The following is a 24,261-nucleotide window of genomic DNA, read 5'->3' as shown; positions in this document are numbered from 1 at the left end:
GAATAAAGCAGAGGGGGAATTCCCCGCCCTCAGAAACCGGGCAGGGGAGGTCAATCAGCGTTTATGAAAGTAAGTCATCGCCAGCGCCAGTGCCAGTACTAACCCTTTAATGATATCCATCGCGTAGTAGGGCACGGACAGCATGACCAGCCCGTTTTGCAATACACCGAGGATCACCGCACCCACCAGCGTACCCAATGCATTCGGTTTTCCGGAGCCTGCCAGCGAAAAGCCAATATAGGCGGCAGCGACGGCGTCCATCAGATATCCGCCCCCAGCGTTGACCTGCGAGGAGCCGATACGCGATGCCAGCAGAATGCCGCCCAGTGCGGCTAACAGCGATGAAAGCAGATACGCCAGCACCCGATAACGCGCGGTGCGGATACCAGCCAGACGTGCCGCTTCCGGGTTGCCCCCAATGGCGTACATACGTCGACCGTGTTTGGTGAGCGACATATACAACTGCACCAGAATGGTTACGACCAGCATGATTATCACAATCACCGGTACATGGCCGAGTGTAGAGAACACCTCGGGGATCACGCCTTCTGCCATCTCGCCGCTCGGCAACAGCATATTCTGGGTGATGGAGCCGCCGTAACTGTACGTCATGGCGACGCCCTGAATGACAAAGAGGCTCGCCAGCGTTGCCAGCATGTCCGGAATACGCAGTATCACGATTAAAAAGGCATTAAACAGCCCGACTAACAAACACAACGCCAGCGTCAGAACAATGGCACCGGTGGTACTAAAGCCGTGCCAGACGAACAGCGATATCACCAGCGCATTCGCCAGCGAGGCGGTCGACCCGACCGACAAATCAAACCCGCCAACCGACAGCGAAATGGACACTGCTATCGCTATCACCGTAACGATGGCGATAGAACGCAGGATGTTGATGATATTGTTCGGATCCAGAAAGTTGTCCGATGCCAGCCCAAACAGGGCAATCAACAAGACGACGGTAATCAGCATTCCCCATTTATAAAACAGGTCAAACAGACGATGGTGAAAGGGGATCGCGTCCTTAGGGGCGCTGTTGGATACGATTGGCTGACTCACGCGGGAGTTCCTCCGGTTGAATAAAGTAACAACGTTTCTTCGTCGGCATCGGCACCGTCGAGTTCAGCGACGATGCGTCCATCCCACAGTACACAAATGCGATCGCACAGCCCCACCAGTTCGGAGAACTCGCCGGAAGCATAAATCACGCCTTTACCCTGGCGGGCCAGGGAGTCGATCAGGGTGAATAAATCCTGTTTAGCTTTGATGTCCACGCCTTTAGTGGGCTCATCCAAAATCAGCACCTGCATGTCGCTGCGTAACCATTTGCCGATAGCGACCTTTTGCTGGTTGCCGCCGGACAGGCGTCGCAAACGCTGTTGCGGCCCGCTGGTGCGGATGGTCAACCGCTGGATCAGGGACCGGGCCCAGGCCAGCGCCTGACCGTGCCCGAATAGCCCGTAACGGGAAAAACTGTCGCAGTCGCTGATACTGAGATTCATGGTGACGGAATCGTCAATAAAAATGCCTTCTTTGCGCCGTTCTTCGGGTACCAGCGCAATCCCCTGCTGCACCGCGTCGGCCGGTGAGGTGGGGCGCCAGGGCTGGCCCAGATAGTGCCCGGCGTCAACCCGACTGCGGGTTGCACCAAACAGCGCTTTGCACAGCTCGGTCTTGCCGGCACCGGCAAGACCGGCAATGCCAAGGATTTCTCCCTTGCGTAGCCGCAGTGAAATGTTGTACAGCAGTGTGTCATCGTGCAGGCCGTCTACCTGCAACAGCACATGACCGTCATGCTGCTGGCGACGTGGCGGGAAAATATCATCCAACTGATGGCCCAGCATGCGTTCAACAATTTCTTCACCGCTGAGCCCTTGCATCGGACTGCAACTGACGAACTGCCCGTCACGCAGTACCGTCAATGTGTCGCAAATCGCGCTCAACTCATGAATGCGGTGTGAAATAAAGACGATGCCGATACCGTCTTGTTGCAGGCGACGCACCACCGCAAACAAACGCGCGCTTTCTTCCTGATCAAGCGGTGCGGTGGGTTCATCAAGAATTAAAAAGCGGCAACGATGAGAGAGCGCTCGTGCCAGCAGAATTTGCTGCTTTTCCGCCAGTGTGCAGCGTTCCAGTCGCTGGCGGACGTTAATGCTGACCCCTAACTGTGTCAACAACGCCTCTGCCTGCTGATAGAGCGCAGGCCAGTTGAGTACATGGCCGCTTTGCGCCAACTGGTCCAGCATAATGTTCTCCGCGACCGATAGCGTTGGCACCAGTGCGGCATCCACTTCTTGCTGCACCAGATGAATACCGTGGCGTTTGGCGTCTCGCGGAGAATGAATTGCGACTTTTTCGCCATCCAGCAGAATATCTCCACTGTAATGGTCATAAGCACCAGAAAGAATCGCCATCAGTGTGGATTTTCCCGCGCCGTTAGCGCCAGTCAACGCATGGATAGAACCGCCTTCCAGCGTGAAATTCACCTGTCTGAGGGCCGGAAATCCGGCAAAAGAGATGGAAATGTAGCGCATTTCCAGACGCGAGCGCGGGTTTATGGACATAATTGACAACAACGTGTTCTTAATAGCGATAATGACGAGATGTCGACGTTGAAAAATATCACATTAACCGCAGAATGGAATGCCTGAATGGCGCTCCAGACGTCTTAAGACAGAAATGAAAAAGCATAACTTAAGCAAAAACGTTATTAACACCGCGATCCGTTATGCCTAAATATGGTTTTCAATGTGGTGTTTCCGCACAGGGTTTCCGGTTAAACCGGAGGTTTATCCCCTCACTAGTCGAACAGGAACGTATCTGTAATGAGTACAACTGATATCCGCGTCCAGGTAGGACCGGCCAACTATTTTTCTTTTCCAGGGGCGATTGACCAACTGAGCGAGTTTTATCCACCCGAGATATTGTCGCGCGCATTTTGGATTCACGGTGAACGTGCTCTGGCGGCAGCCCGACCTTATTTACCTGCGGCGTTTTCCGCGCCGACGGCCCGCTCGGCCTGCTTTTTCGCGCATTGCAGTGAAAATGAAGTTGCACGATTAATCGCGGCAGCGGGCGATGATCGCACGGTGGTGATTGGCGTAGGGGGAGGGGCGGTGTTAGATACCGCTAAGGTGGTGGCGCGTCGTCTGGGCTTGCCGCTGGTGGCGATACCGACTATCGCGGCGACTTGTGCCGCCTGGACGCCGCTGTCTGTCTGGTATAACGAAGCCGGGCAGGCCCTGCGATTTGAAATTTTTACTGATGCTAATCATTTGGTGCTGGTAGAGCCGCGTATTCTGCTGGCGGCACCGGTGGCGTACCTGCTGGCAGGTATTGGTGACACGTTGGCCAAATGGTATGAAGCGGTGGTGCTAAGCCCCGAGCCACAGGCGTTATCACTGACAGTGCGGCTTGGGTTACAAACCGCGCAGGACATCCGTGATGTGCTGCTGCGCCAGAGTGAATCCGCACTGAAGGCGGTGGATACTGCCACGTTGAATCAGGATTTTCTGGATGTGATTGACGCGATTATTGCCGGTGGCGGCATGGTTGGGGGGCTGGGTGAGCGTTATACCCGAGTGGCGGCGGCGCATGCGGTGCACAATGGGCTGACGGTATTACCACAAACAGAGCCGTTTCTGCATGGGACCAAGGTGGCATACGGTATTTTGGTGCAATGCGCGTTGTTAGGGCAGTCTGATACGTTGCGCCAGTTGAAAACGGCATTCCAGGTATTCGGGTTGCCGGTGTCGCTGGCTGAGTTGGGGGTAGATATTGACGATACCGCATCAATTGAGGCGGTGATCGCACGAACGTTGCAGGCAGGCGAATCCATTCATTATTTGCCCGGTGCGATAGACACTGGAACGCTGCTGGCGGCGTTTCGGTCGGTAGAACAGACGGGCGTGTGATAAAACAACGGGGCGGTTTACAACACCGCCCCGTTGGTGTGGTATCGGGCAGGGTTACTGCAGCTTGTCATACGGAAAGGAGTTTCTGATGTAACGTGCGTAGTAGCGTGCTTTGGCATTAGATGCCATCAGCTCTTCATAAATCATCAGTGCCACGTTTTTGTACTGATACAGACTACCGTTTAGTAATTCTACTTCTAATATGCGGTTTTCCGAATCGTACCCCACGGCAAACAGCTCGGTGGAAGATACTCGCTTGCGTTCCAAAACAAATTACTCCCTGTTAGAGGTTGCAATACAACGTTGAATACAACGTTAATGTTACACGCTGTGGTGTTTTGATCAGTTCCGACCTCCAGAGGGCCGGTACGCACCATAAAAACAGACAAAGAATGAGATAAACATTTCCCTGGCTTTTTTAATCCGCACGCTGACAAACACACAGTAGCCGAGGATGCCACGGCTACAGGAATCTATCCCGCCGTCAATCATTGCCCGTCAGGGCAGATTCCCATCATCAGTGGCGATCTCACAGGTTAAATGCTACACCGACACAGACCGTGACAGCCTATGATGGACCGTCCCGTGCTGTGAGGTGATGTTATTAAACAACTCCGTTTAGTTTTCATGCAAGTGTTTTGCATGAAAACGCAGATGATCTTCAATAAAACTAGCGATGAAATAATAACTATGGTCGTAATCTGGCTGTATACGCAGCGTCAACGGCCACTGCCGGGCTGTGGCGATCGTTTCCAGTTGCTCGGGCTGGAGCTGCAGGTGCAAGAAGCTGTCACCATCGCCTTGATCGATAAGCGTCGGTAGCGGCGAGCTGCTATGGGCGAGCAAGTAGCAACTGTCATAGTCCAACCAATGCTGCGGGTCATCCCCCAGATAGGCGCTGAAAGCCTTTTGCCCCCAGGGTACCTGCGTCGGATTGACAATAGGGGCGAAGGCTGACACTGAACGAAACCGGCCGGGATGGCGCAGTGCCATCATCAGTGCGCCGTGTCCACCCATCGAATGGCCGCTAATGGAAAGCCGGTCGCTGGCACTGATGTGTTGACGCACCAATGCAGGTAGTTCATCGCTGATATAGTCGAACATACGGAAGTGCCGATCCCAGGGCGCCTGGGTCGCATTGACGTAAAAGCCTGCGCCTTTGCCCAGATCGTACTGCGCATCGTCTGGTACGTCATCGCCGCGGGGGCTGGTGTCCGGCATAATCAACACCAGTCCCAGTTCGGCGGCGAAGCGCTGAGCACCTGACTTGGTGGTAAAGTTCTCGTCGTTGCAGGTAAGCCCCGACAGCCAGTACAACACGGGCGGCGGGGTATCGCCTGCCACAGGCGGATAAAACACGCTGAAGGTCATGTCACAATTCAGCGTGCTGGACGCATGGCGATAGCGCCGTTGCCAGCCGCCGAACAGCCGGTGTTCTTCCAGCAATTCCAGTGACGTCGTCATGGCGAGTGGGTTCTCCGTCATCAGTTGAAATGCACCACAGAACGAATGGATTTGCCTTCGTGCATCAGATCAAATGCCTCATTGATTTGCTCAAGTGGCATGGTATGAGTGATAAAGTCGTTGAGCTGAAACTCGCCATCCAGATAGCGCTGGACGATCCCCGGCAGTTGGCTGCGACCTTTGACGCCGCCAAATGCGGAGCCGCGCCAGACACGCCCGGTCACCAGTTGGAAGGGGCGGGTGGCGATCTCTTCGCCTGCACCGGCCACACCGATAATCACCGATTCCCCCCAGCCTTTGTGACAACACTCCAGTGCGGAACGCATCACATTGACATTACCGATACACTCGAAAGAGAAATCCACGCCGCCGTCGGTCATCTCGACAATCACTTCCTGAATTGGCTTGTCGTAGTCTTTCGGGTTGATGAGGTCGGTCGCGCCCAGCTTGCGTGCCAGCTCAAATTTGCTGGTGTTGATATCGATACCAATAATACGACCGGCTCCGGCCATTTTAGCGCCAATAATGGCAGATAACCCGATGCCTCCGAGACCAAATACCGCTACCGTATCACCGGCTTTCACTTTAGCGGTATTGGTCACCGCGCCCATCCCGGTGGTGACGCCGCAACCTAACAGACAAACTTCTTCCAGTGGCGCGTCTTTGCTGATTTTTGCCACCGAGATTTCCGCCACGACGGTACGTTCTGCAAACGTTGAGGTCCCCATGTAGTGGAAAATCGGTTTGCCGTCTTTAAAGAAACGGTGGGTACCGTCTGGCATCAGGCCTTTACCCTGTGTGGAGCGGATAGCCTGACACAGGTTGGTTTTACCGGAGCGGCAGAATTTGCATTCCCCGCACTCAGGGGTATAAAGCGGGATGACGTGGTCACCGACCGCGACGCTGGTCACGCCTTCTCCCACGGCTTCGACGATGCCAGCACCCTCATGACCGAGGATCACCGGGAACACGCCTTCCGGGTCTTTGCCGGATAACGTGTAGGCATCGGTATGGCAGACACCGCTGGCGAGGATACGCACCAGCACTTCGCCTTTCTGTGGCGGCATCAGGTCCACTTCTTCGATTGACAGTGGTTGGTTAGGGCCCCAGGCGATGGCGGCACGGGTTTTAATCATTTGCATGGTGAAGCTCCTTTTATGCAGTCAGGTATAGTGAGGTATAGAGATAATTTTCGGTATTCGCGAGTTGATACGGCCTGTTGACAGCGAGGCATCAGGTGCCGAGTTCAATCATCAGTTTTTTCAGTGCCTCGACGCTGGGGCCAAACGCATCCCGCCGCCAGATAAGCCAGGTGGTGACCGACGCCACATCGCCCGGTAATTGATGCGGTTGAACCTGCTGCCCGGCAGGCAGGGCGTTCAGAACGTCGATCGGTACCATCGCCACGCCGCTTCCTGCTGCAACGCCTGCCAGCAGCGCGCTATACGATGGCATTTCTACGATAGTGATCGGGGTGATGCCTTGCCCACGAAACCAGCCTTCCAGTCGCTGCCGGTAGCCGCACCCGGCGGAGAACGTCAGCAAAGGCAGGTGTTTGACCTGTGAGGCCTGGGACACGGGCGGAATGCCTGCCGCGGTAATCAGCACTAACTGTTGTGAAAAAATGCGGCAACTGTTGATGGCATCGTGGGTGACAGGGCCGGTGACCAGCGCCGTTGCCAGCTCACCCGCATTCACGGCTTCCAGCAATGCGCCGCAGGTATCGCTACGCAGCGACACCTGAACCTGGGGGTAACGGCGATGGTATAGCGCCAGTAGTTCAGGCAGTGCTGTGGTAAGCAGGCTTTCTACCGCTCCCAGCGCAAACAGACCGGCAGGTTCACTGGTGTGTGCCATGGCTAGCGCTTCATCACTGAGTGACAAAATACGTTGGGCATAACACAGAAAATTATGGCCTGCCGGTGAAAGACGGACTCGCTGGCGTTCACGAATAAATAGATCGGTACCTAGCTCTTGTTCCAGCTGGCGCAGTCGGGTGGTGAGGTTAGACGGCACGCGTCCAAGCTGGGCGGCAGCTCGCACCAGAGAGCCGGTTTCCGCCACCAGACAGAACATGCGCAGTTGAGTCAGGTCCATGTATTCTCTTTTTGTGAACAAGTTTTACTGAGTTGTTTATTTTTATTGAGTGTAGCGGTTGTGAAGGCTGCTGACAACCCGGGTGCGTGCTGGTCTACTGATATAAAAAACGGCATCGCATACCGTATCGTTTTATTGGAATAGATTCTGCGGGCTCGGCATATTTTTAATAACGCAGGTTATTACCTGATTAATATCCCTGACATAGAGAGGGTAAATAAACGATGTCAGGCACTCATATTTATTTTTTGTGACATTTAAATGAGCCGCAATGTAACAGGACGGCTTTTTTTTTATCGCAAAGTGAGGATAAGATGAGATTCGGGTTTTGGCATGGAGCCTGGTTATCGCTCTTTATTTCTTATGACATCCTATGGACGGCATTGGCAGTCAGTATTGATTGCTATATTACCCGTCATACTTCAAATTGCAGGTGTGTTGGCGGCGTTCGTTCACCCGAATCACTTACCTGAGTAAGCTCATCGGGGTTCACTCTCTTGCCGCGTTACAAGGCTCTAATGAGCCTTGCCCTAAAGGGCCAACGCGTAGCGTTGTTCAACACGCGAGCGTGTTGTCCTGCAACTCGAATTATTTTGGGTATACCCACCCTATTTCAGGTCGCAGATGCATGATGTAGTCCTGGCTACTTACCCATGTAAGTGACTGGGAAATCATGCAATCACCGGTTTTATGCGACCCGGATTATTCAAGGGAATTACCTTATCCATATTCGTGCCATCGCGTTTTTCCGCGCTGTGGATAGGGCATTATTCAAACTACACATAATTATCTGGATATCATGATGAGCATTTTAAGAAATATCACCATCAGGGCTATGTTATTAATCATACTCACCGGATTTACTTTAATTTGGGGAGGCAGTGCGATTACGACGATCATATCGCTCAATAAAGTTGAATCATTATTGGACACAAATCAGACTGAGAAAAAAAACTACACTATTTTGGCTAATGGTCGGGAGGCTTTTACCCAGTCAATCGCGTTACTTAATCGCAGTACATTATTCCAACAACGCGGGGATACGGCGCAGGTTCAGGCTTTATTGCAAAAGGTGCAGAGTAACCTCGATACGACCCGTTCGCTGCTGAGTACGTTTCGTGCCGCCAGTCAGGATGGAATCAACCCGACACTGGCGGGGAAAATCGCCGATTCCTGGGAAAACGCGATTTCCCAGGCGCTGATTCCGATGCTCAATGCCAGTCGGGCAGGGCGTTTTGACGAATACCAACATGACTATCTGGATGTTTATCCCGCTTTGGCGCTGGCATTTGGCAACAATGTGGCGCAGTACGGCGAAACGATACAGGTTGATAACTCATTAGAGAAAGCAAACCATTTGGCGACTATCAGTCGAAATGTACTCAGTGCGGCACTGGTGTTGGGGGTTCTGATGTTGCTGTTGTGCGATCGTTATTTGGTTAACTATCTGGTTAAACCGATAGGCGACATCAAACGTCACATGAGTGCGTTGACGCAAGGGCGTCTTGGTGTTGAGTTGCAAGAGTTCGGGCGCAATTGCATCGGACAACTGATCCCATACGTCCGTCATATGCAAAGCAATCTGCGCGACACGGTGAGTGTTATTCGTGATAACTCGGCGGCATTGCATGTGGGGGCAAGTGAGATCAAAAGCGGTAACGATGAACTCGCCAGCCGGACAGAGCAACAGGCTGCTTCATTACAGCAAACCGCAGCCAGCATGGAACAATTGAGCGCTACCGTTATCCACAACGCGGATAACCTGAAACAAGCCAGCCAACTGGCACAGGATGCGACGAAACGGGCCGTTACCGGCGGTGAGGTTGGAAAAGCGTTGGAAGCGATGATGGCAGGGATATCCAGTAGTTCTCGTCAGATTAGCGACATCATTACCCTGATCAACGGTATCGCTTTTCAGACCAATATCCTGGCGCTGAATGCGGCGGTGGAAGCCGCTCGGGCTGGTGAGTCTGGCCGAGGGTTTGCTGTGGTGGCGGGGGAAGTGCGTAATCTGGCGCAGCGTAGTGCTCAGGCGGCTAAAGACATCAGTGCGCTTATCAGCGATTCCGTTCAGCGTGTGGAGGATGGAGCTGTCCAACTGGCGCAGGCGGGAGCGGCGATGGGCGATATCATCAGCGGTATTAGGGGTGTGGATGCGTTGATCCGGGATATTGCTTTGGCATCGGAAGAGCAAAAGCGTGGCATCATGCAAATCGGTCAGGCCGTGACGGAAATGGACAGCGTGACGCAGCAGAATGCCTCACTGGTGGAAGAGGCGGCATCGGCCGCTGCCTCGCTGGAGCAGCAGGCTGGGCAACTGGCCGATGCCGTCGCCGTATTCAGCCTGTCGGAAGAGGATGACCACTCGTATCACGCAAACCAGAGGCTGCCGTCATCACCCCTGGCATTAGGGGCGCTGTCATCTCGCTAAACGTGCAGTAACAGCCATCACCGCGTTGTGCGGTGATGGCTGGTCTATGTGTCGTCGTTACATTTCACCCGGTTCTTTTCGCATTGCCCGATTCTCTTCATATTCTTGTGGTCGTTATTTTACAGTTGGTTCGATTTTCTCTCTCTTGTCGCGGCATCACCGTTGATGATGGCGTTCTCATGGCGGTTAATTTAACGGAAATAGCAATTGCAGTAATCGGTATGGCCGATGAAAGGAAAACAGCTAATGATCTTAATAAGATAACAAAAGAATACCAGTCAAGGTTGCCATTCGTTATGTTGGTGATAACGGGTGTTAAGGCTCGCTTAATTTTCGCTGTTTACTCTCAACGTGAAAATTGTCGAGATTCGAATGGTGTTTTCGGGTGACAAAATAGATAAGTCAGACTTTTTATTTGTCTCATTGGCAATGATTCATAAAAGAGAGGTAAATGCTATGGCCGATCGTGACGCCATTATTATCCACTCTACCAGGGATTTTCTTGTCACTATACGAGTGCAAATAATGTGTGCTGAAGGTTTTTTGATGGCATTCAGTATAGCAGCCAGAGTGGGTGATGATGAAAATACGAGCTGAGCGCAAAAAATAATTCGGAGCCTGCTGCAATGTTTTTGAAAAATATTACCGTCAGAAGAATGATGTTAATCATTCTTGCCTTATTCAGTATTGTATGGGGAATTGCCTCTTCTTTTACGTTATATTCGTTAGGTAATGTTAGTCGATTATTAAACGATAATCAGGATCAGAAAAGAAGTTATTCCATTCTGGTCAGAGGTAATGATCAATATTCCCGTGCGGTAACGCGCATGTCGCGTGTACCGGAGTTTATTCAGCAAGGTGATACGGATAGTGCACAAAAAAACTCTGGTAAGTGCGGCAGAGGCGCTTAAGAATACCAAAGAGGCGTTGGCGCAATTTAAGAATAGTCGGCAAATAGGCGTTGGCGATGAGCAGGTTCAGAAATTGGTGACCTCGTGGGAGCAGATTCTTGCTAATGCGGTAGAGCCGATGATAACAGCGTTGCAAGCGGGGCGACTGGACGAATTTAAACGAATTTATCTGAAGCAATATCCGCCAATGAGTGTGGAACTCAGTGAGTTGACGGAAAAATATGCTGCCGCCATTCAGTCCGACAATACCATTGTGGATGCCGAGCATTACATTGCCATGAGCAAAAGTACGTTGCTGGTTGCGTTAATCATTGGTATTGCGGTGTTGTTCCTGAGCGACCGTTATCTGGTGAACTATCTGGTGAAACCAATTGGTCAGATTAAACGCCATCTGGAACTACTGACCAGCGGCAAACTGGGTGTGGAACTGGAAGAATTCGGCCGTAACTGTGCCGGTCAGTTGATCCCCTATATCCGGGCGATGCAGCACAACCTGCGTGATACGGTGCAGACCATTCACGCCAGCTCGACGGTGATTTATACCGGTACCAGCGAAATCCGCCAGGGGAATGACGAGCTGTCACGCCGTACCGACCAGCAGGCCGCTGCGTTGCAGGAAACCGCCGCCAGCATGGAAGAGCTGACCTCGACGGTAAAAAATAACGCCGATAACGTGCGTCAGGCCCGCCAGATTTCGGAAGAAGCACAGCAGATGGCGCGCCAGGGTGGGAACATTACCGACAACGTGGTGACCACCATGCAGAGCATCTCGGACAGTTCCCGCAGAATAGCGGATATCACTACCGTCATTAACGGCATTGCCTTCCAGACCAATATTCTGGCGCTGAACGCGGCGGTGGAAGCGGCGCGGGCCGGTGAGCAGGGGCGTGGTTTCGCGGTGGTGGCGGGTGAAGTGAGAAACCTGGCGCAGCGCAGTGCGCAGGCGGCGAAAGAGATTGAAACGCTGATTGGCGAATCGGTCAGCCGGGTAGATACAGGCTCGACACTGGTACGCGAGGCAGGCAGCGCGATGGAGGGGATTATCTCCTCGGTTTCGCGGGTGCATGACCTGATGGGTGAGATTTCGGCGGCGTCTGACGAACAGAGCCGGGGTATCGAGCAAATTGGTCAGGCGGTGACGGAAATGGACGGGGTGACGCAACAGAACGCGGCGCTGGTGCAGGAAGCGTCTGCGGCGGCAGCCTCGCTGGATGAGCAGGCGCAGAGTCTGGCGGCCGCGGTGGCATCGTTTGACCTGGGGTCGTCGTCGACGTTACACGTGCCACGCACTGCCACACCGGCGCTGAAACGACCGGCACCGAAAACGGCGGCACTGCCAGCCCGGTCATCGCGTGGGGACTGGGAAACCTTCTGAGCCTACACAGACCACCCTGTTTTATACGAAAATGCACCGGCAAGCCGGTGCATTTGGCTGTCTGCAGTGGGCCAGTGAGTCACACAGAAACGTGTCTCGACCATTTATGGTTCATTTAAGATTCAAAAAACGGTAACGTAGGAAATTAAAAATAAAATTGTTAAAAGTGAGATAACGTGATCATTGTCATTTTTATTTTGTTTATTTAAGGCTCACTTAATTTTTGTCCTGTAGCGTTAACCATGAAAACACAGTGAACGTGTTGGCAGACGTGGTAGAATAAATGTGATGTATAAAAAGGAAACACGGTTTTATTTAACCGTACTGCATGCCGGAATTAAAAAGTGTTATTCATTTTTTGAAAGTTTTAGCCAAGGTTTTTCTTGCCACGATATATGTCAGGTGTACAGTTTTAAAGTTTGCACATTATTTGAACTGGGGAATAACCAAACACCGGTGGCCATGACTACGCAAGCGCTAAAGGCGCGACTAATTATCCGGAGTCTACTATGAATATTTTAAGACACATCACCGTCAGAAAAATGCTGTTAATTATCCTGACGCTGTTTACTGTTATCTGGGGAATGGCTTCTGTCTTCACACTGAGTTCATTTGGTGACATGAATGATCTGCTGAATGACAACATGTCACAAAAAAGAAGTTACTCCATGCTGGTCAAAGGTAATGACCAGTATTTTCGTACCGTCACCCGGATGCTGCGCGCAGTGGACTACCTGCAGACGGGGGATACGGAGAATGCTCAGAAGACATTGAGCTCCGCTGATACCGCCTTGAAAAACAGCAAAGACGCGCTGGAGCAGTTTAAAAGCAGCGAACACGTCGGGGTCGATAAAGCAGTCGTACAGCAAATGACCGAAGTGTGGGGCCGGTTACTGCAAAGCGCGGTCGAACCGATGCTGACAGCGATTAAAGACGGTCGCATGGATGATTTTCGCCTGCTATTCCGTAAACAGTACCCGCCTTTGAGCGTAGAATTCGGCGCTATCGCGGAGAAATATGCCACGGCTATTCAGTCTGACGATGGCATCATCCAGGTCGAAAAACACATTACCGTCAATAAAAATATGCTGCTGGCGGCACTGATTCTGGGGGTTATCGTACTGTTCCTCAGCGACCGTTATCTGGTGAACTATCTGGTGAAACCAATTGGTCAGATTAAACGCCATCTGGAACTGCTGACCAGCGGCAAACTGGGTGTGGAACTGGAAGAGTTCGGCCGTAACTGTGCCGGTCAGTTGATCCCCTACATTCGGGCGATGCAGCACAACCTGCGTGATACGGTACAGACCATTCACGACAGCTCGACGGTGATTTATACCGGTACCAGCGAAATCCGCCAGGGGAATGACGAGCTGTCACGCCGTACCGACCAGCAGGCCGCTGCGTTGCAGGAAACCGCCGCCAGCATGGAAGAGCTGACCTCGACGGTAAAAAATAACGCCGATAACGTGCGTCAGGCCCGCCAGATTTCGGAAGAAGCCCAGCAGATGGCCAGACAGGGCGGTAACATTACCGACAACGTGGTCACCACCATGCAGAGCATCTCGGACAGTTCCCGCAGAATAGCGGATATCACTACCGTCATTAACGGCATTGCCTTCCAGACCAACATTCTGGCGCTGAACGCAGCGGTGGAAGCGGCGCGGGCTGGTGAGCAAGGGCGTGGTTTCGCGGTGGTGGCAGGTGAAGTGAGAAACCTGGCGCAGCGCAGTGCGCAGGCGGCGAAAGAGATTGAAACGCTGATTGGCGAATCGGTCAGCCGGGTAGATACAGGCTCGACACTGGTACGCGAGGCAGGCAGCGCGATGGAGGGGATTATCTCCTCGGTCTCGCGGGTGCATGACCTGATGGGTGAGATTTCGGCGGCGTCTGACGAACAGAGCCGGGGTATCGAGCAAATTGGTCAGGCGGTGACGGAAATGGACGGGGTGACGCAACAGAACGCGGCGTTGGTGCAGGAAGCGTCTGCGGCGGCAGCCTCGCTGGATGAGCAGGCGCAGAGTCTGGCGGCCGCGGTGGCGTCGTTTGACCTGGGGTCGTCGTCGACGTTACACGTGCCACGCACTGCCACACCGGCGCTGAAACGACCGGCACCGAAAACGGCGGCGTTGCCAGCCCGGTCATCGCACGGGGACTGGGAAACCTTCTGAGTCTGCACAGGCGTTCATGTTTTACACGAAAATGCACCGGTTAGCCGGTGCATTTTTTATTGGGTATTCCGACATAACAAGAGTGTGACAGTCGCGTGATATTGCCGTTTTTCTGACGTGGTTTTTATACGAATAACCGGTTGCGTCATCTCATTTTTTCTATCCCTGCCTATACTTGCTGATAAATCAGAACGTACGCGTTCACATAGTGATCATCCTGCTTATAACTACCAATCGGTATCATTTGCGCTATATGAAGAGCCGCGAGGTGGCATTTGGTGCAGTGCGTTCTGAATGGGTGACTGTTGTATTAAGGGGTAAAGGACACTCTGCTGCTCAGCAAATCCTGGAAAACGTCAAATAACATTCGGGAGTTAATTATGTCTTTTCTAAGAAATATCAGTATAAGAGTAATGATGTTATTTATTATGGGATTTTTCGTGGTGCTCTGGGGGAGTGTATCCGGCTACAGCCTGTATTCGTTAAAGCAGGTCACGCTGCTGTTAAATGATAACTCGACTCAAAGTAAAACCCAGAGCTATCTCACCTATGGCAATGACCAATACTTCCGTTCCGTCACCCGAATGGCGCGTGTGATGGATTATCTGCAATTTAACGATGCAGAGAATGCTAAAAAGACATTGGATATGGCGCTGACAGCCATTAATAATACCAAAGATGCATTGGGAAAATTTAAGGCAGCACCACAAATTGGTGTGGATAAAAAAATCACCGATGAAATGGTATCAAGCTGGTCGGCGTTACTTTCGACGGCGATCGATCCCATGTATGCCGCACTGCAGAAAAACGATCTGGAGGCATTTCGTAGCGTATTTCGTAAAGTGTATCCACCAGCCAGTTGGGCATTTGGTGATGCGGCGCAGAAATATACCGCGGCGGTGACGAATGCCGATTTTTTGGGGGCAGTGAACACGCATAACGACTGGACCCGAAATACCTTAATACTGGCGCTGATTATCAGTGTGATCATTTTCCTGATCAGTGAACGCTATCTGACCCGGTATCTGGTAAATCCTATCTCTATAATTCAGGCACACCTCGGGAAACTGATCGCCGGTCGGCTCGATCAGCATCTGGATGAATTCGGCCGTAACTGTGCCGGACGTATGATTCCCGACATCAAAAAACTGCAACTGAGTTTGAAAGATACCGTCTCGTTGATTCGTGATACCGCCGAGGCGATTTATCAGGGGGCGACCGAAATCCGGCAAGGTAACAATGATCTTTCCGGACGCACCGAGCAGCAAGCATCAGCGTTGCAGGAAACTGCCGCCAGCATGGAACAACTGAGCTCTACCGTGCAGCACAACGCAGAAAACGTCCATCAGGCCACCAAGCTGGCGCAGGAGGCTTCCGACGCGGCGATACAAGGTGGGAAAATCACCAATACTGTGGTGGAAACGATGGACAGCATTACCGCCAGCTCCCGCAAGATTGGCGATATTACCTCAGTCATTAACGGTATTGCCTTCCAGACCAATATTCTGGCGCTGAACGCGGCGGTGGAAGCGGCCCGTGCCGGCGAACAGGGCCGGGGGTTCGCGGTGGTAGCCGGTGAAGTGCGCAGCCTGGCGCAACGCAGCGCTCAGGCGGCCAAAGAGATTGAAGGCTTGATTGCGGAATCGGTATCCCGGGTGGATGTGGGCTCAACACAGGTCAAGCAGGCTGGGGAAGCGATGCAGACGATTATCGACACGGTATCGCACGTCAGTAATCTGATTGGTGAGATTGCCTCTGCGTCAGATGAACAGAGCCGGGGGATTTCGCAAATCGGTCAGGCAGTCAATGAAATGGATAGTGTGACCCAGCAGAATGCGACCCTGGTACAACAGGCAATGGCGGCGATTTCCTCACTGGAAGAGCAGGCACGGCAACTGACGCAAGCGGTGGAAGTGTTCCATCTTGGTACCGAGTACCGTTCGGCGGCGGGGAATCGGGGACAGGCCGACAACCTGGCGCTTAAACGCCCGTCACTTAAAGGAACGATGCCCGCGTTGCCACCAGCTGGTAAAACCGGTGGACAGGATAACTGGGAGAAATTCTAACGCCGCTATCTATTAATATATTTACGTCTAACGTATTAACTCTGCCGCATTCATCCGTGTGAATGCGGCCGGGTATATTACGATGGCAGGAGAGCGTGATGGCATGATGGCAAGCTCGTGATGGCAAGTTGAAGTCTTTTCATCAGCCATGACACACAATCACTGGATAATCATCAGGCACTCCATTAGAGTTGTGGCCGACGTTGGCTCTGGGCAACGTTAGAGTGAGAACACCTGCTGGAGAAAAACATGTCGGCTGTATTAACAAAAGAAGCGGCCCTGGTTCACGAAGCGTTACTGGCACGTGGACTGGAAACCCCACTGCGCGGCGAAATGCTGGAGCGTGAAACCCGTAAGCGCCTGATTGCTGAGCACATGACGGAAATCATGAACCTGCTGAACCTCGATCTGGAGGATGATAGTCTGGCTGAGACCCCTCACCGCATCGCCAAAATGTATGTGGAAGAGATCTTTTCCGGCCTGGATTACGCCAATTTCCCGAAGATCACTATCATCGAAAACAAGATGAAAGTCGATGAAATGGTGACAGTACGTGACATCACGCTGACCAGCACATGCGAGCATCATTTTGTGACTATTGATGGCAAAGCCACAGTGGCGTACATCCCGAAAGACGGTGTGATTGGTCTGTCCAAGATCAACCGGATCGTACAGTTTTTCTCTCAGCGTCCGCAGGTTCAGGAACGTTTGACACAGCAAATTCTGGTCGCGTTGCAGACGTTGCTTGGCACCAATAATGTGGCGGTATCGATTGACGCGGTACATTATTGCGTTAAAGCACGTGGAATTCGTGATGCCACCAGTGCCACCACGACAACCTCGCTGGGCGGTCTGTTCAAATCCAGTCAGAATACCCGTCAGGAATTTCTGCGCGCTGTGCGCCACCATCATAATTGATCGGCATTGCCGATGTTTTTCTGGCGGTTAATCGCCATCGCCAGAAAAACATGGGCATTTGTTGTCCCAGTCACTACAATTCGCGGACACGTCCCGGTATTTGCTGAAAACCATGTCGCCAACGCCGCCTTTCTCATCTCGTATTCCTATGCTGGACTTCGCCCGTGGGTTGGCGATGCTTGGCATTCTATTGATGAATATTGTGTCATTCGGTTTGCCGCATGCAGCCTATCTCAACCCGGCGTGGCAGGGGCCGCCTTCTGCGGCTGATGCCTGGGCGTGGGCGTTGATGGATATGGTGGCGCAGGGAAAATTTCTCACGGTATTTGCCCTGTTGTTTGGTGCCGGGTTGCAACTGCTACTAAGACGCGGTAAGCGCTGGATTCATGCCAGACTGTTTTGGCTGATGGTTTTTGGCCTGCTGCATGCACTTTTCCTGTGGGATGGCGACATTCTGCTGGATTATGGCCTGATTGGGCTGGTGTGTTATGGCATGCTGCGTCATGCCGACAGTACCCGTATGCTACTGCGTACCGGAGTGGCACTGTATCTGATGGGGCTGGCAATGCTGGTGGTCTTGAGTCAGGTGCTGAGTCAGGATGGCGGAAATTTCTGGCAACCCGGACTTGCCGAGGTGAATTATGAAGCCTGGTGGCTAACGCAGGGCGGGCCGGAGGCCTGGCGAAATCGCTTGTCATTATTGAATGAAAGCCTGTTGTCGCTGGGGGTTCAGTATGGCTGGTTGCTGGCTGGATCGATGTTGCTGGGTGCCGCGTTGATGCGTAGCGGCTGGTTGCGAGGTCAGTTTAGCCTGCGACATTACCGGCGTGTTGCCCTGTGGTTGCTGCCGCTGGCGTTGTTGATTAATGGCGCAGGCGTTATCGCCCAGTGGCAACTGCAGTGGGACTATCGCTGGTGCGGTCTGTTGCTACAAATTCCGCGAGAGACTGGCGCGCCGCTACAGGCGGTTGGCTATCTGGCGTTGTGCTACGGATATTGGCCGACGTTGACGAACTGGCGGCTTACCCGTTGGATAGCCAGCGTCGGGCGCATGGCGCTTAGCAGCTATTTGCTGCAAACCCTGATTTGTACCACGCTGTTCAATCGTCTGGGCGGGTTTATGCACTTTGACCGCTGGCAGTTGCTGCTGGTGGTGCCGCCTGTATGGTTATGCAATTTGCTGGTAGCACGTCTTTGGCTGGGCACGTTCCGACAAGGGCCGATTGAGTGGTTATGGCACTGGCTGACAGCCAAAGTCGCCGGTCCGATTTCAGCGCAGTCAGCCAATGAGTTATGACTAGCGGGAAGGGGATGCCGCTGGCTTCTGGCGTAGCGGCGGCTCTACTTTCGACTCCTGATCGGTCATGAATTCTGGCGGTACTGCCGGGTAACTGGGTTCGTCATGCGAAATTTTGTATTCGGACGGAATCGGAACTTGTGGCCCCAGGAAGCGGGGTTCACGCTTTAGAATATACAAATCAAACAACGTGCCAAGCCGGGCACCAAATTCCCGTAATCGTACCTGCCAGATATCCTTCGGTGAGGGGACAGCAAAACACTGTGCCTGAATGCCCTTGTGCAGCGCGATAAATAGCGCGCGCTCGCAATGGAAGCGCTGAGTAATGATCGTGAAATCGTTGGTATCGAATACCTTGCGGGTTCTGACGATGGAATCCAGCGTGCGAAAACCGGCATAGTCCAGCACGATGCTGGCGGGCGGGACCCCGGCGGCGATCAGGTCGCGCCGCATGGTCATCGGCTCGTTATAGCTGTGCTGGGCATTGTCGCCGCTCAGTAGCAAGTAACTGACTTTGCCGCTGTTAAAAGCATTAAGCGCACCTTGAATACGAAACAGGTAATACTGGTTGATCACACCAGCGCGATAGTACTTAGCGGTACCCAGGACCACCCCAACCTGACGCGGCGGCAAATCCTCCACGTCCTCGTAGATGTAAGGGGCTGTGCGCCAGCTGATACAGCGATCAAGCAGAAAAGCACTGCAGGCTAACACCAAAATGGTGGCGAAAAGACCGAATATCAGGCGTTTCCACATGCTGCTGCCTTCGTCCGTATGGAGTAGAGAGTCATTATGGCGTCGGTAATCATCAGGCAAGGCTACTTGAGGTACTGAAACGACGCAAGGCGAACTGTCTGGAAGCGGCAAGTGACGCTGTTTTTTTGAGCGGAATCAAGGCGAGGTGAATCACTGGCCGAGTGATCATCGGCCAGTGTCGTGACGATCAGACCAGTGAACCCCACAGGTCGTATTCATCGGCATGCTCAATTTTGACCGTCACCAGATCGCCCACCTTGACCCGGTTTTCGCCATTCAGATAGACCGCTCCGTCGATCTCCGGTGCATCTGCCATGCTGCGACCGATAGCGCCTTCTTCATCGACCTCATCGATCAACACTTTCAATTCCCGGCCGACTTTGGCCTGCAGACGCTGGCTGGAAATCTGCTGCTGTACCTGCATGAAACGATGATAGCGGTCTTCTTTTACGTCTTCCGGTACCTGATCCGGCAGGTTGTTCGCCGCGGCACCTTCCACCGGGCTATACCGGAAACACCCCACGCGATCCAACTGTGCTTCTTGCAGGAAGTCCAACAGCATCTGGAAGTCCTCTTCCGTTTCACCGGGGAAGCCAACGATAAACGTTGAACGTAAGGTGAGGTCCGGGCAGATCTCGCGCCAGCGCTTGATGCGCTCCAGCGTGCGTTCTACCGCGCCGGGGCGCTTCATCAGCTTGAGGATTTTCGGGCTGGCGTGTTGCAGCGGGATATCCAGATACGGCAACACTTTGCCTGCGGCCATCAGTGGGATCACATCATCTACATGCGGGTAGGGATACACGTAGTGCAGACGGACCCACAGCCCCAGCGTCGATAATTGTTCACACAGACTGACCATACTGGTTTTCACCGGCTGACCATTCCAGAATCCGGTGCGGTGTTTGACGTCAGCACCGTAGGCAGAGGTGTCTTGCGAGATGACCAGCAGTTCTTTCACACCGGCTTCTGCCAACCGTTTGGCTTCATCCAGCACCGAACCGATAGGGCGGCTATCCAAATCGCCACGCATCGACGGGATAATGCAGAAAGTGCAACGATGATCGCAGCCTTCGGAAATCTTCAGGTAAGCGTAGTGGCGTGGCGTCAGTTTGACCCCCTGAGCCGGTACCAGACTGGTAAACGGGTCATGCTCCGGTTTGGGAACATAATGATGCACGTGGCTGAGCACCTGCTCGTAGCTGTGCGGGCCGGTGATTTCCAATACTTTGGGGTGCACCTCGCGGATCTGATTCTCTTTCGCGCCCAGGCAGCCGGTCACGATGACCTTGCCGTTTTCATTGAGCGCTTCGCCAATGGCTTCCAGCGACTCCTGTACTGCGCTATCGATGAAGCCACAAGTATTGACGATAACCAGATCGGCATCGTTGTAGCTCGGCACCACCTGATACCCTTCGGTACGCAGTTCGGTCAGAATTCGCTCCGAATCCACCAGATTTTTCGGGCAACCGAGGCTGACAAAGCCAATTTTGCGTGACAGATCTTTGCTGACGTCAGCGGATTGATCGTTCAGCGCTTTTTGCGGTGCCGACAGTGTGGTGGTTTGTGAAGGATCGAAAGTGTTAACAGTCATAGCGTCTCATACATCGGGTTGGGGCGGAAAAATGCGGCGGATTATACCTGAATCGCCGTCAGGAAACAGTCCTGTGTGATTATAAAACAATCAGTGCACGGGGGTACCCCAGTCTTGGGGGCGATGATGGGCAGGATGCAAATTTGAGTAAATTCTGCCTGATGGTTGAAGCCAGCATGCTATTAATTTACCGTCTGCTCATTTTACCGTCCGCATCGTTTTTCATGTGGCTAGCGTCTTGCCACCACCAATAACAGGGAGAATCAGGCATGTCGTTTCCCCGCTTTCCTTTTTTTACTTTGCCGGTATTGGCGGCTAGCTGGTTGTTTTCTGCGGGGCTGTTTGCCGCGCCGACCGTCGCCGTGTTGCAGGATAATCTTGATCATCCCTGGTCGCTGGCATTTTTGCCGGACGATCAAGGGCTGCTGCTGACGGAGCGTTCAGGTCAGTTGCGACGCTGGCGTGCTGGTAAGGGGCTTTCTGCACCGATAGGTGGCGTTCCGGCTGTGTTTGCTCATTCGCAAGGTGGTTTGCTGGATGTGGTGTTGTCGCCGAATTTTCGTCAGGATCGTCGGGTCTACTTGAGTTATGCCGAAGCTGGACCGGGAGGGCTGGCCGGAACCGCCGTCGGGTTTGGCGTGCTGTCAGATGATATGCAACGGTTGAATCATTTTTCGGTGATCTTCAGGCAACTGCCGAAACGCTCGACCGGCGCCCATTTTGGCGGGCGAATGGTGTTCGATAAACAAGGACATTTGTTTATCGCACTCGGTGAAAACCAGCAACGGATGCTGGCCCAGGATTTGGGAAGCCTGCAAGGTAAACTGGTACGCCTTACACCGGACGGGGGTGTTCCCATCGACAATCCTTTTGTGAACCACACGGGTGCCCGGCCAGAAATCTGGGCCTACGGATTGCGTAATCCACAGGGACTGGCGCTGAATCCGTGGTCTGGCGATGTATGGGAAAGCGAACACGGCCCGCGTGGCGGCGATGAGATCAATATTCCCCAACCGGGAGAGAATTACGGTTGGCCACTGGCGACCTATGGTATCGACTACTCCGGGCAGAAAATCCCGGAATTTCAAGGGGCGGAAGTGGCGGGTACGACCCAGCCTGTCTATTACTGGAAAGTCTCGCCAGCTATCAGCGGGATGGCATTTTATAACAGCAGTCGTTTTCCTGCCTGGCGTCACTCGCTATTTATCGGCGCACTGGCGGGAACCAGCCTGATTCGTTTATCGCTGGAAGGCGACCGCATTGTCTCGCAAGAACGTCTACTGACGGAACTGGGGGAACGTATCCGTGACGTGCGGGTAGGGCCAGACGGCTATCTTTATGTGCTGACCGATCAGGATAATGGCAAGTTGCTAAAGGTGGGGCTGTCGGACTCCTGACTGTGGATGTGCGCCCGGTGTGGGGCGCACGGCAAGCGATGATATGACGTCGGGTGAGATGTATAAGAAGAGGGGTTACGTTAACGGTAGCATGACGGTCTGGCGGAAGGCTTCCCGCTCAGTCAGTTGCTGATACCAACGCTCCAGATGGGGCCGAGGCTGGCGTTCAATCGGCAGGTTGAACCAGCTATACGCGATGCACCCAGTCGGGATGTCGCCGATGCCGAACTCTTCGCCGGAAAGCCATCGCTGTGTCGCCAGTACGCTATCAGCAATAGCAAATAACTTTTCACAACCGGCAATACCGGCTTCGACCGCTTGCATGTTGCGTTTTTCCGGCGCAGTACGCACCAGATTGATAAATACCTGCTTGTAGGGCTCGGAGAACCCTGCTGCCCAGTCCAGCCATTTGTCGATGCCAGCCTGCGTTTTCGCATTGGCATGATAAAAACGCCCCTGGCCGTACTGTGCTGCCAGATAACGCACGATGGCGTGCGACTCCCACAGTACCAAATCGTCGTCCTGCAGGCAGGGTACCAGCCCGTTAGGATTCATGGACAGATAATCCGGGTCATGGTTACGACCGAATTGCCCGCCTGCCAGAACCAGCTCATAGGCCAGTCCAAGTTCTGCCGCGCACCAGCGTGCTTTTTTCACATTGGTCGAGTTTTCACGACCCCAGATTTTCAACATGGCACTACTCCTTTGAGTTGATTTTTGGCGCAACAAAGCAGGTGGTGGGATGCCGCACGCTGCTCATGCCAATGTCAGACTATTGCCACTATATCCACAGCAAGGGTTTGATGTCACCGATTGTTCTAAGGTCTATGGTTCTGAGGTCGGCTGTTCTAAAGCAGTGGTGCTAACGTCAGGCAATGGAGGAAACAGGCGTTAAAAATGCGGGAATATCAGCGATAAGATCGATAAGTTAGTACTGTTTGATAATCAGCTTAGTGATTAGGCTGCTGGCAGTTATCCAGCAGCCTGACGGCGATAACGGTTATGCGAAAAACGAGATTATTTTCTCTGCAACTTGCTTTGCCGCTTTCCTGTTTTCAAGGTCGAGGAAGTGGCCCGCTTCGGGAATGGTGCTGAATTCACAGTGATGAATGTATTGCCCCATTTTTTTGATATCGTCAGCGGTAGTGTACTCGTCATTTTCGCCATTCAAGAAAAGTATATCAGCGTTAATATCCTTGAATATTTCGATATAGTTCTCTTCTTTCAGTGTGAGCACTTGATCTATATGAAAGTTAACCTGTTGAAAGGCGAATTCACTCATCGAAGAGATGTGTTTTAAATTAATGTGCTTTAATAAAGGTGGTAAAAATTTACCTACTTCATTATTGAGTAACTCTGCCGCTCTTTCGAATTCTTTCGAATGAATATAATACCTGGCGCGTTGGATATAATCGCGCATTTTATCGTTAAGATGTGCCGAAAATGATGCGATCACGGCCTTCTTGATATGTCTGGGTTTGTTCGACAAAGCCAGCATCGAAGACAGCCCGCCCCATGATATCGACAGTATGTGGTCTGGTTCAAAGGTATCGATGAGGTGGAGCAGGATGTTGACCTCATCGTTTTTGGTTATGACTCTGTCCAGCGTGTTATGCGGCAATGATTCGCCAATAAACGGTAAATCAAAGAGAATGATATTAAACCTGCCAGACAGATTTTTGACGGTGTTTTTGAACGCTGCCGTTGTCGATAGTGCTCCGTTAACCATAATGATGGTTTCATGTGCAGGATCGGAAATATGCCTTTCAACATATATTTTCCATGAGTCATATGTGACAATGCATTTTTCTATTGACATGATAAAGTCCCTTTTGTTTGCCCGACAGGGCATGGCGCTATCGTTAGA

At 52.7% G+C, this 24,261-nt stretch carries 18 protein-coding genes and 1 pseudogene; 9 read left to right on the top strand and 10 right to left on the bottom strand.

Going from position 1 to position 24,261, the window contains the following annotated elements:
- Positions 1–54: 54 nt before the first annotated feature.
- Together DZE2538_RS10840 and DZE2538_RS10835 are read right to left on the bottom strand one after the other, a co-directional pair.
- Entirely contained in the window at positions 55–975 is a 921-nt protein-coding gene (locus tag DZE2538_RS10840; protein ID WP_226511704.1) for an ABC transporter permease, read from the bottom strand.
- A gap of 83 nt (positions 976–1,058) precedes the next feature.
- The gene (locus tag DZE2538_RS10835; protein ID WP_038916320.1) at positions 1,059–2,570 is read right to left on the bottom strand and encodes a sugar ABC transporter ATP-binding protein; all 1,512 of its coding nucleotides are present in this window, start codon (positions 2,568–2,570) and stop codon (positions 1,059–1,061) included.
- 261 nt (positions 2,571–2,831) lie between these two features.
- On the opposite strand from DZE2538_RS10835, the gene DZE2538_RS10830 reads away from it, so the two are divergent.
- Entirely contained in the window at positions 2,832–3,920 is a 1,089-nt protein-coding gene (locus DZE2538_RS10830; protein WP_038916319.1) for an oxidoreductase, read from the top strand.
- Between the two features lie 54 nt (positions 3,921–3,974).
- Here DZE2538_RS10830 and DZE2538_RS10825 read toward each other — a convergent pair whose 3' ends face one another.
- From DZE2538_RS10825 to DZE2538_RS10810, 4 genes are all read right to left on the bottom strand, one after another.
- Positions 3,975–4,187, bottom strand: a complete 213-nt coding sequence (locus tag DZE2538_RS10825; protein ID WP_012885013.1) for a KTSC domain-containing protein — start codon at positions 4,185–4,187, stop codon at positions 3,975–3,977.
- A 351-nt stretch (positions 4,188–4,538) separates the two neighbouring features.
- Entirely contained in the window at positions 4,539–5,384 is an 846-nt protein-coding gene (fghA, locus tag DZE2538_RS10820; protein WP_038917166.1) for an S-formylglutathione hydrolase, read from the bottom strand.
- A gap of 20 nt (positions 5,385–5,404) precedes the next feature.
- Positions 5,405–6,526: an S-(hydroxymethyl)glutathione dehydrogenase/class III alcohol dehydrogenase gene (locus tag DZE2538_RS10815; RefSeq protein ID WP_019845706.1), complete on the bottom strand. Its 1,122-nt coding sequence runs from the start codon at positions 6,524–6,526 to the stop codon at positions 5,405–5,407.
- Positions 6,527–6,617: 91 nt separating this feature from the next.
- Positions 6,618–7,481 carry a LysR family transcriptional regulator gene (locus tag DZE2538_RS10810; RefSeq protein ID WP_038916318.1) on the bottom strand — a complete coding sequence of 288 codons (864 nt, stop codon included), beginning with the start codon at positions 7,479–7,481 and terminating at the stop codon, positions 6,618–6,620.
- A gap of 799 nt (positions 7,482–8,280) precedes the next feature.
- On the opposite strand from DZE2538_RS10810, the gene DZE2538_RS10805 reads away from it, so the two are divergent.
- The 7 genes and pseudogenes from DZE2538_RS10805 to yeiB all read left to right on the top strand — a co-directional run bounded on the left by DZE2538_RS10805 (position 8,281) and on the right by yeiB (position 18,650).
- Positions 8,281–9,912 (top strand): methyl-accepting chemotaxis protein, encoded by a 1,632-nt coding sequence (locus DZE2538_RS10805; RefSeq protein WP_330217003.1) that lies wholly within the window; start codon positions 8,281–8,283, stop codon positions 9,910–9,912.
- A 35-nt stretch (positions 9,913–9,947) separates the two neighbouring features.
- Positions 9,948–10,301, top strand: a complete 354-nt coding sequence (locus DZE2538_RS20875) for a hypothetical protein (RefSeq protein ID WP_146214208.1) — start codon at positions 9,948–9,950, stop codon at positions 10,299–10,301.
- Between the two features lie 237 nt (positions 10,302–10,538).
- Positions 10,539–12,198: pseudogene (locus tag DZE2538_RS10795) on the top strand (methyl-accepting chemotaxis protein).
- A 509-nt stretch (positions 12,199–12,707) separates the two neighbouring features.
- Positions 12,708–14,369 (top strand): methyl-accepting chemotaxis protein, encoded by a 1,662-nt coding sequence (locus DZE2538_RS10790; RefSeq protein WP_038916315.1) that lies wholly within the window; start codon positions 12,708–12,710, stop codon positions 14,367–14,369.
- Between the two features lie 380 nt (positions 14,370–14,749).
- The gene (locus DZE2538_RS10785) at positions 14,750–16,435 is read left to right on the top strand and encodes a methyl-accepting chemotaxis protein (protein ID WP_038916313.1); all 1,686 of its coding nucleotides are present in this window, start codon (positions 14,750–14,752) and stop codon (positions 16,433–16,435) included.
- Between the two features lie 249 nt (positions 16,436–16,684).
- Positions 16,685–17,353, top strand: coding sequence for a GTP cyclohydrolase I FolE (gene folE, locus DZE2538_RS10780; RefSeq protein ID WP_012885004.1), 669 nt, complete (start codon positions 16,685–16,687; stop codon positions 17,351–17,353).
- 112 nt (positions 17,354–17,465) lie between these two features.
- Positions 17,466–18,650: a DUF418 domain-containing protein YeiB gene (gene yeiB, locus DZE2538_RS10775; protein WP_033581694.1), complete on the top strand. Its 1,185-nt coding sequence runs from the start codon at positions 17,466–17,468 to the stop codon at positions 18,648–18,650.
- On the opposite strand, the gene sanA is transcribed toward yeiB, so the two are convergent.
- Both sanA and rimO read right to left on the bottom strand, forming a co-directional pair.
- Positions 18,651–19,406, bottom strand: coding sequence for an outer membrane permeability protein SanA (gene sanA / locus DZE2538_RS10770; RefSeq protein WP_019845714.1), 756 nt, complete (start codon positions 19,404–19,406; stop codon positions 18,651–18,653). It lies immediately after the preceding gene.
- Between the two features lie 187 nt (positions 19,407–19,593).
- Positions 19,594–20,997: a 30S ribosomal protein S12 methylthiotransferase RimO gene (rimO, locus tag DZE2538_RS10765; protein WP_201765529.1), complete on the bottom strand. Its 1,404-nt coding sequence runs from the start codon at positions 20,995–20,997 to the stop codon at positions 19,594–19,596.
- A 269-nt stretch (positions 20,998–21,266) separates the two neighbouring features.
- Between rimO and DZE2538_RS10760 the strand changes: the two genes are divergently transcribed.
- Positions 21,267–22,394 (top strand): PQQ-dependent sugar dehydrogenase, encoded by a 1,128-nt coding sequence (locus DZE2538_RS10760; protein WP_023639868.1) that lies wholly within the window; start codon positions 21,267–21,269, stop codon positions 22,392–22,394.
- Positions 22,395–22,469: 75 nt separating this feature from the next.
- On the opposite strand, the gene DZE2538_RS10755 is transcribed toward DZE2538_RS10760, so the two are convergent.
- Complete coding sequence (locus DZE2538_RS10755; RefSeq protein ID WP_019845717.1) at positions 22,470–23,087, bottom strand: glutathione S-transferase family protein; 618 nt, start codon at positions 23,085–23,087, stop codon at positions 22,470–22,472.
- A gap of 307 nt (positions 23,088–23,394) precedes the next feature.
- A complete protein-coding gene (locus tag DZE2538_RS10750) occupies positions 23,395–24,213 on the bottom strand; it encodes an alpha/beta fold hydrolase (protein ID WP_019845718.1) in 819 nt (272 codons plus the stop codon).
- Positions 24,214–24,261 lie beyond the last annotated feature (48 nt).

Source organism: Dickeya zeae NCPPB 2538 (assembly GCF_000406165.1).
In the GTDB taxonomy this organism is placed as follows: Bacteria; Pseudomonadota; Gammaproteobacteria; order Enterobacterales; family Enterobacteriaceae; genus Dickeya; species Dickeya zeae.
The sequence above is the reverse complement of the archived record's forward strand: the minus strand, read 5'-3'. Positions and strand labels throughout refer to the sequence as shown.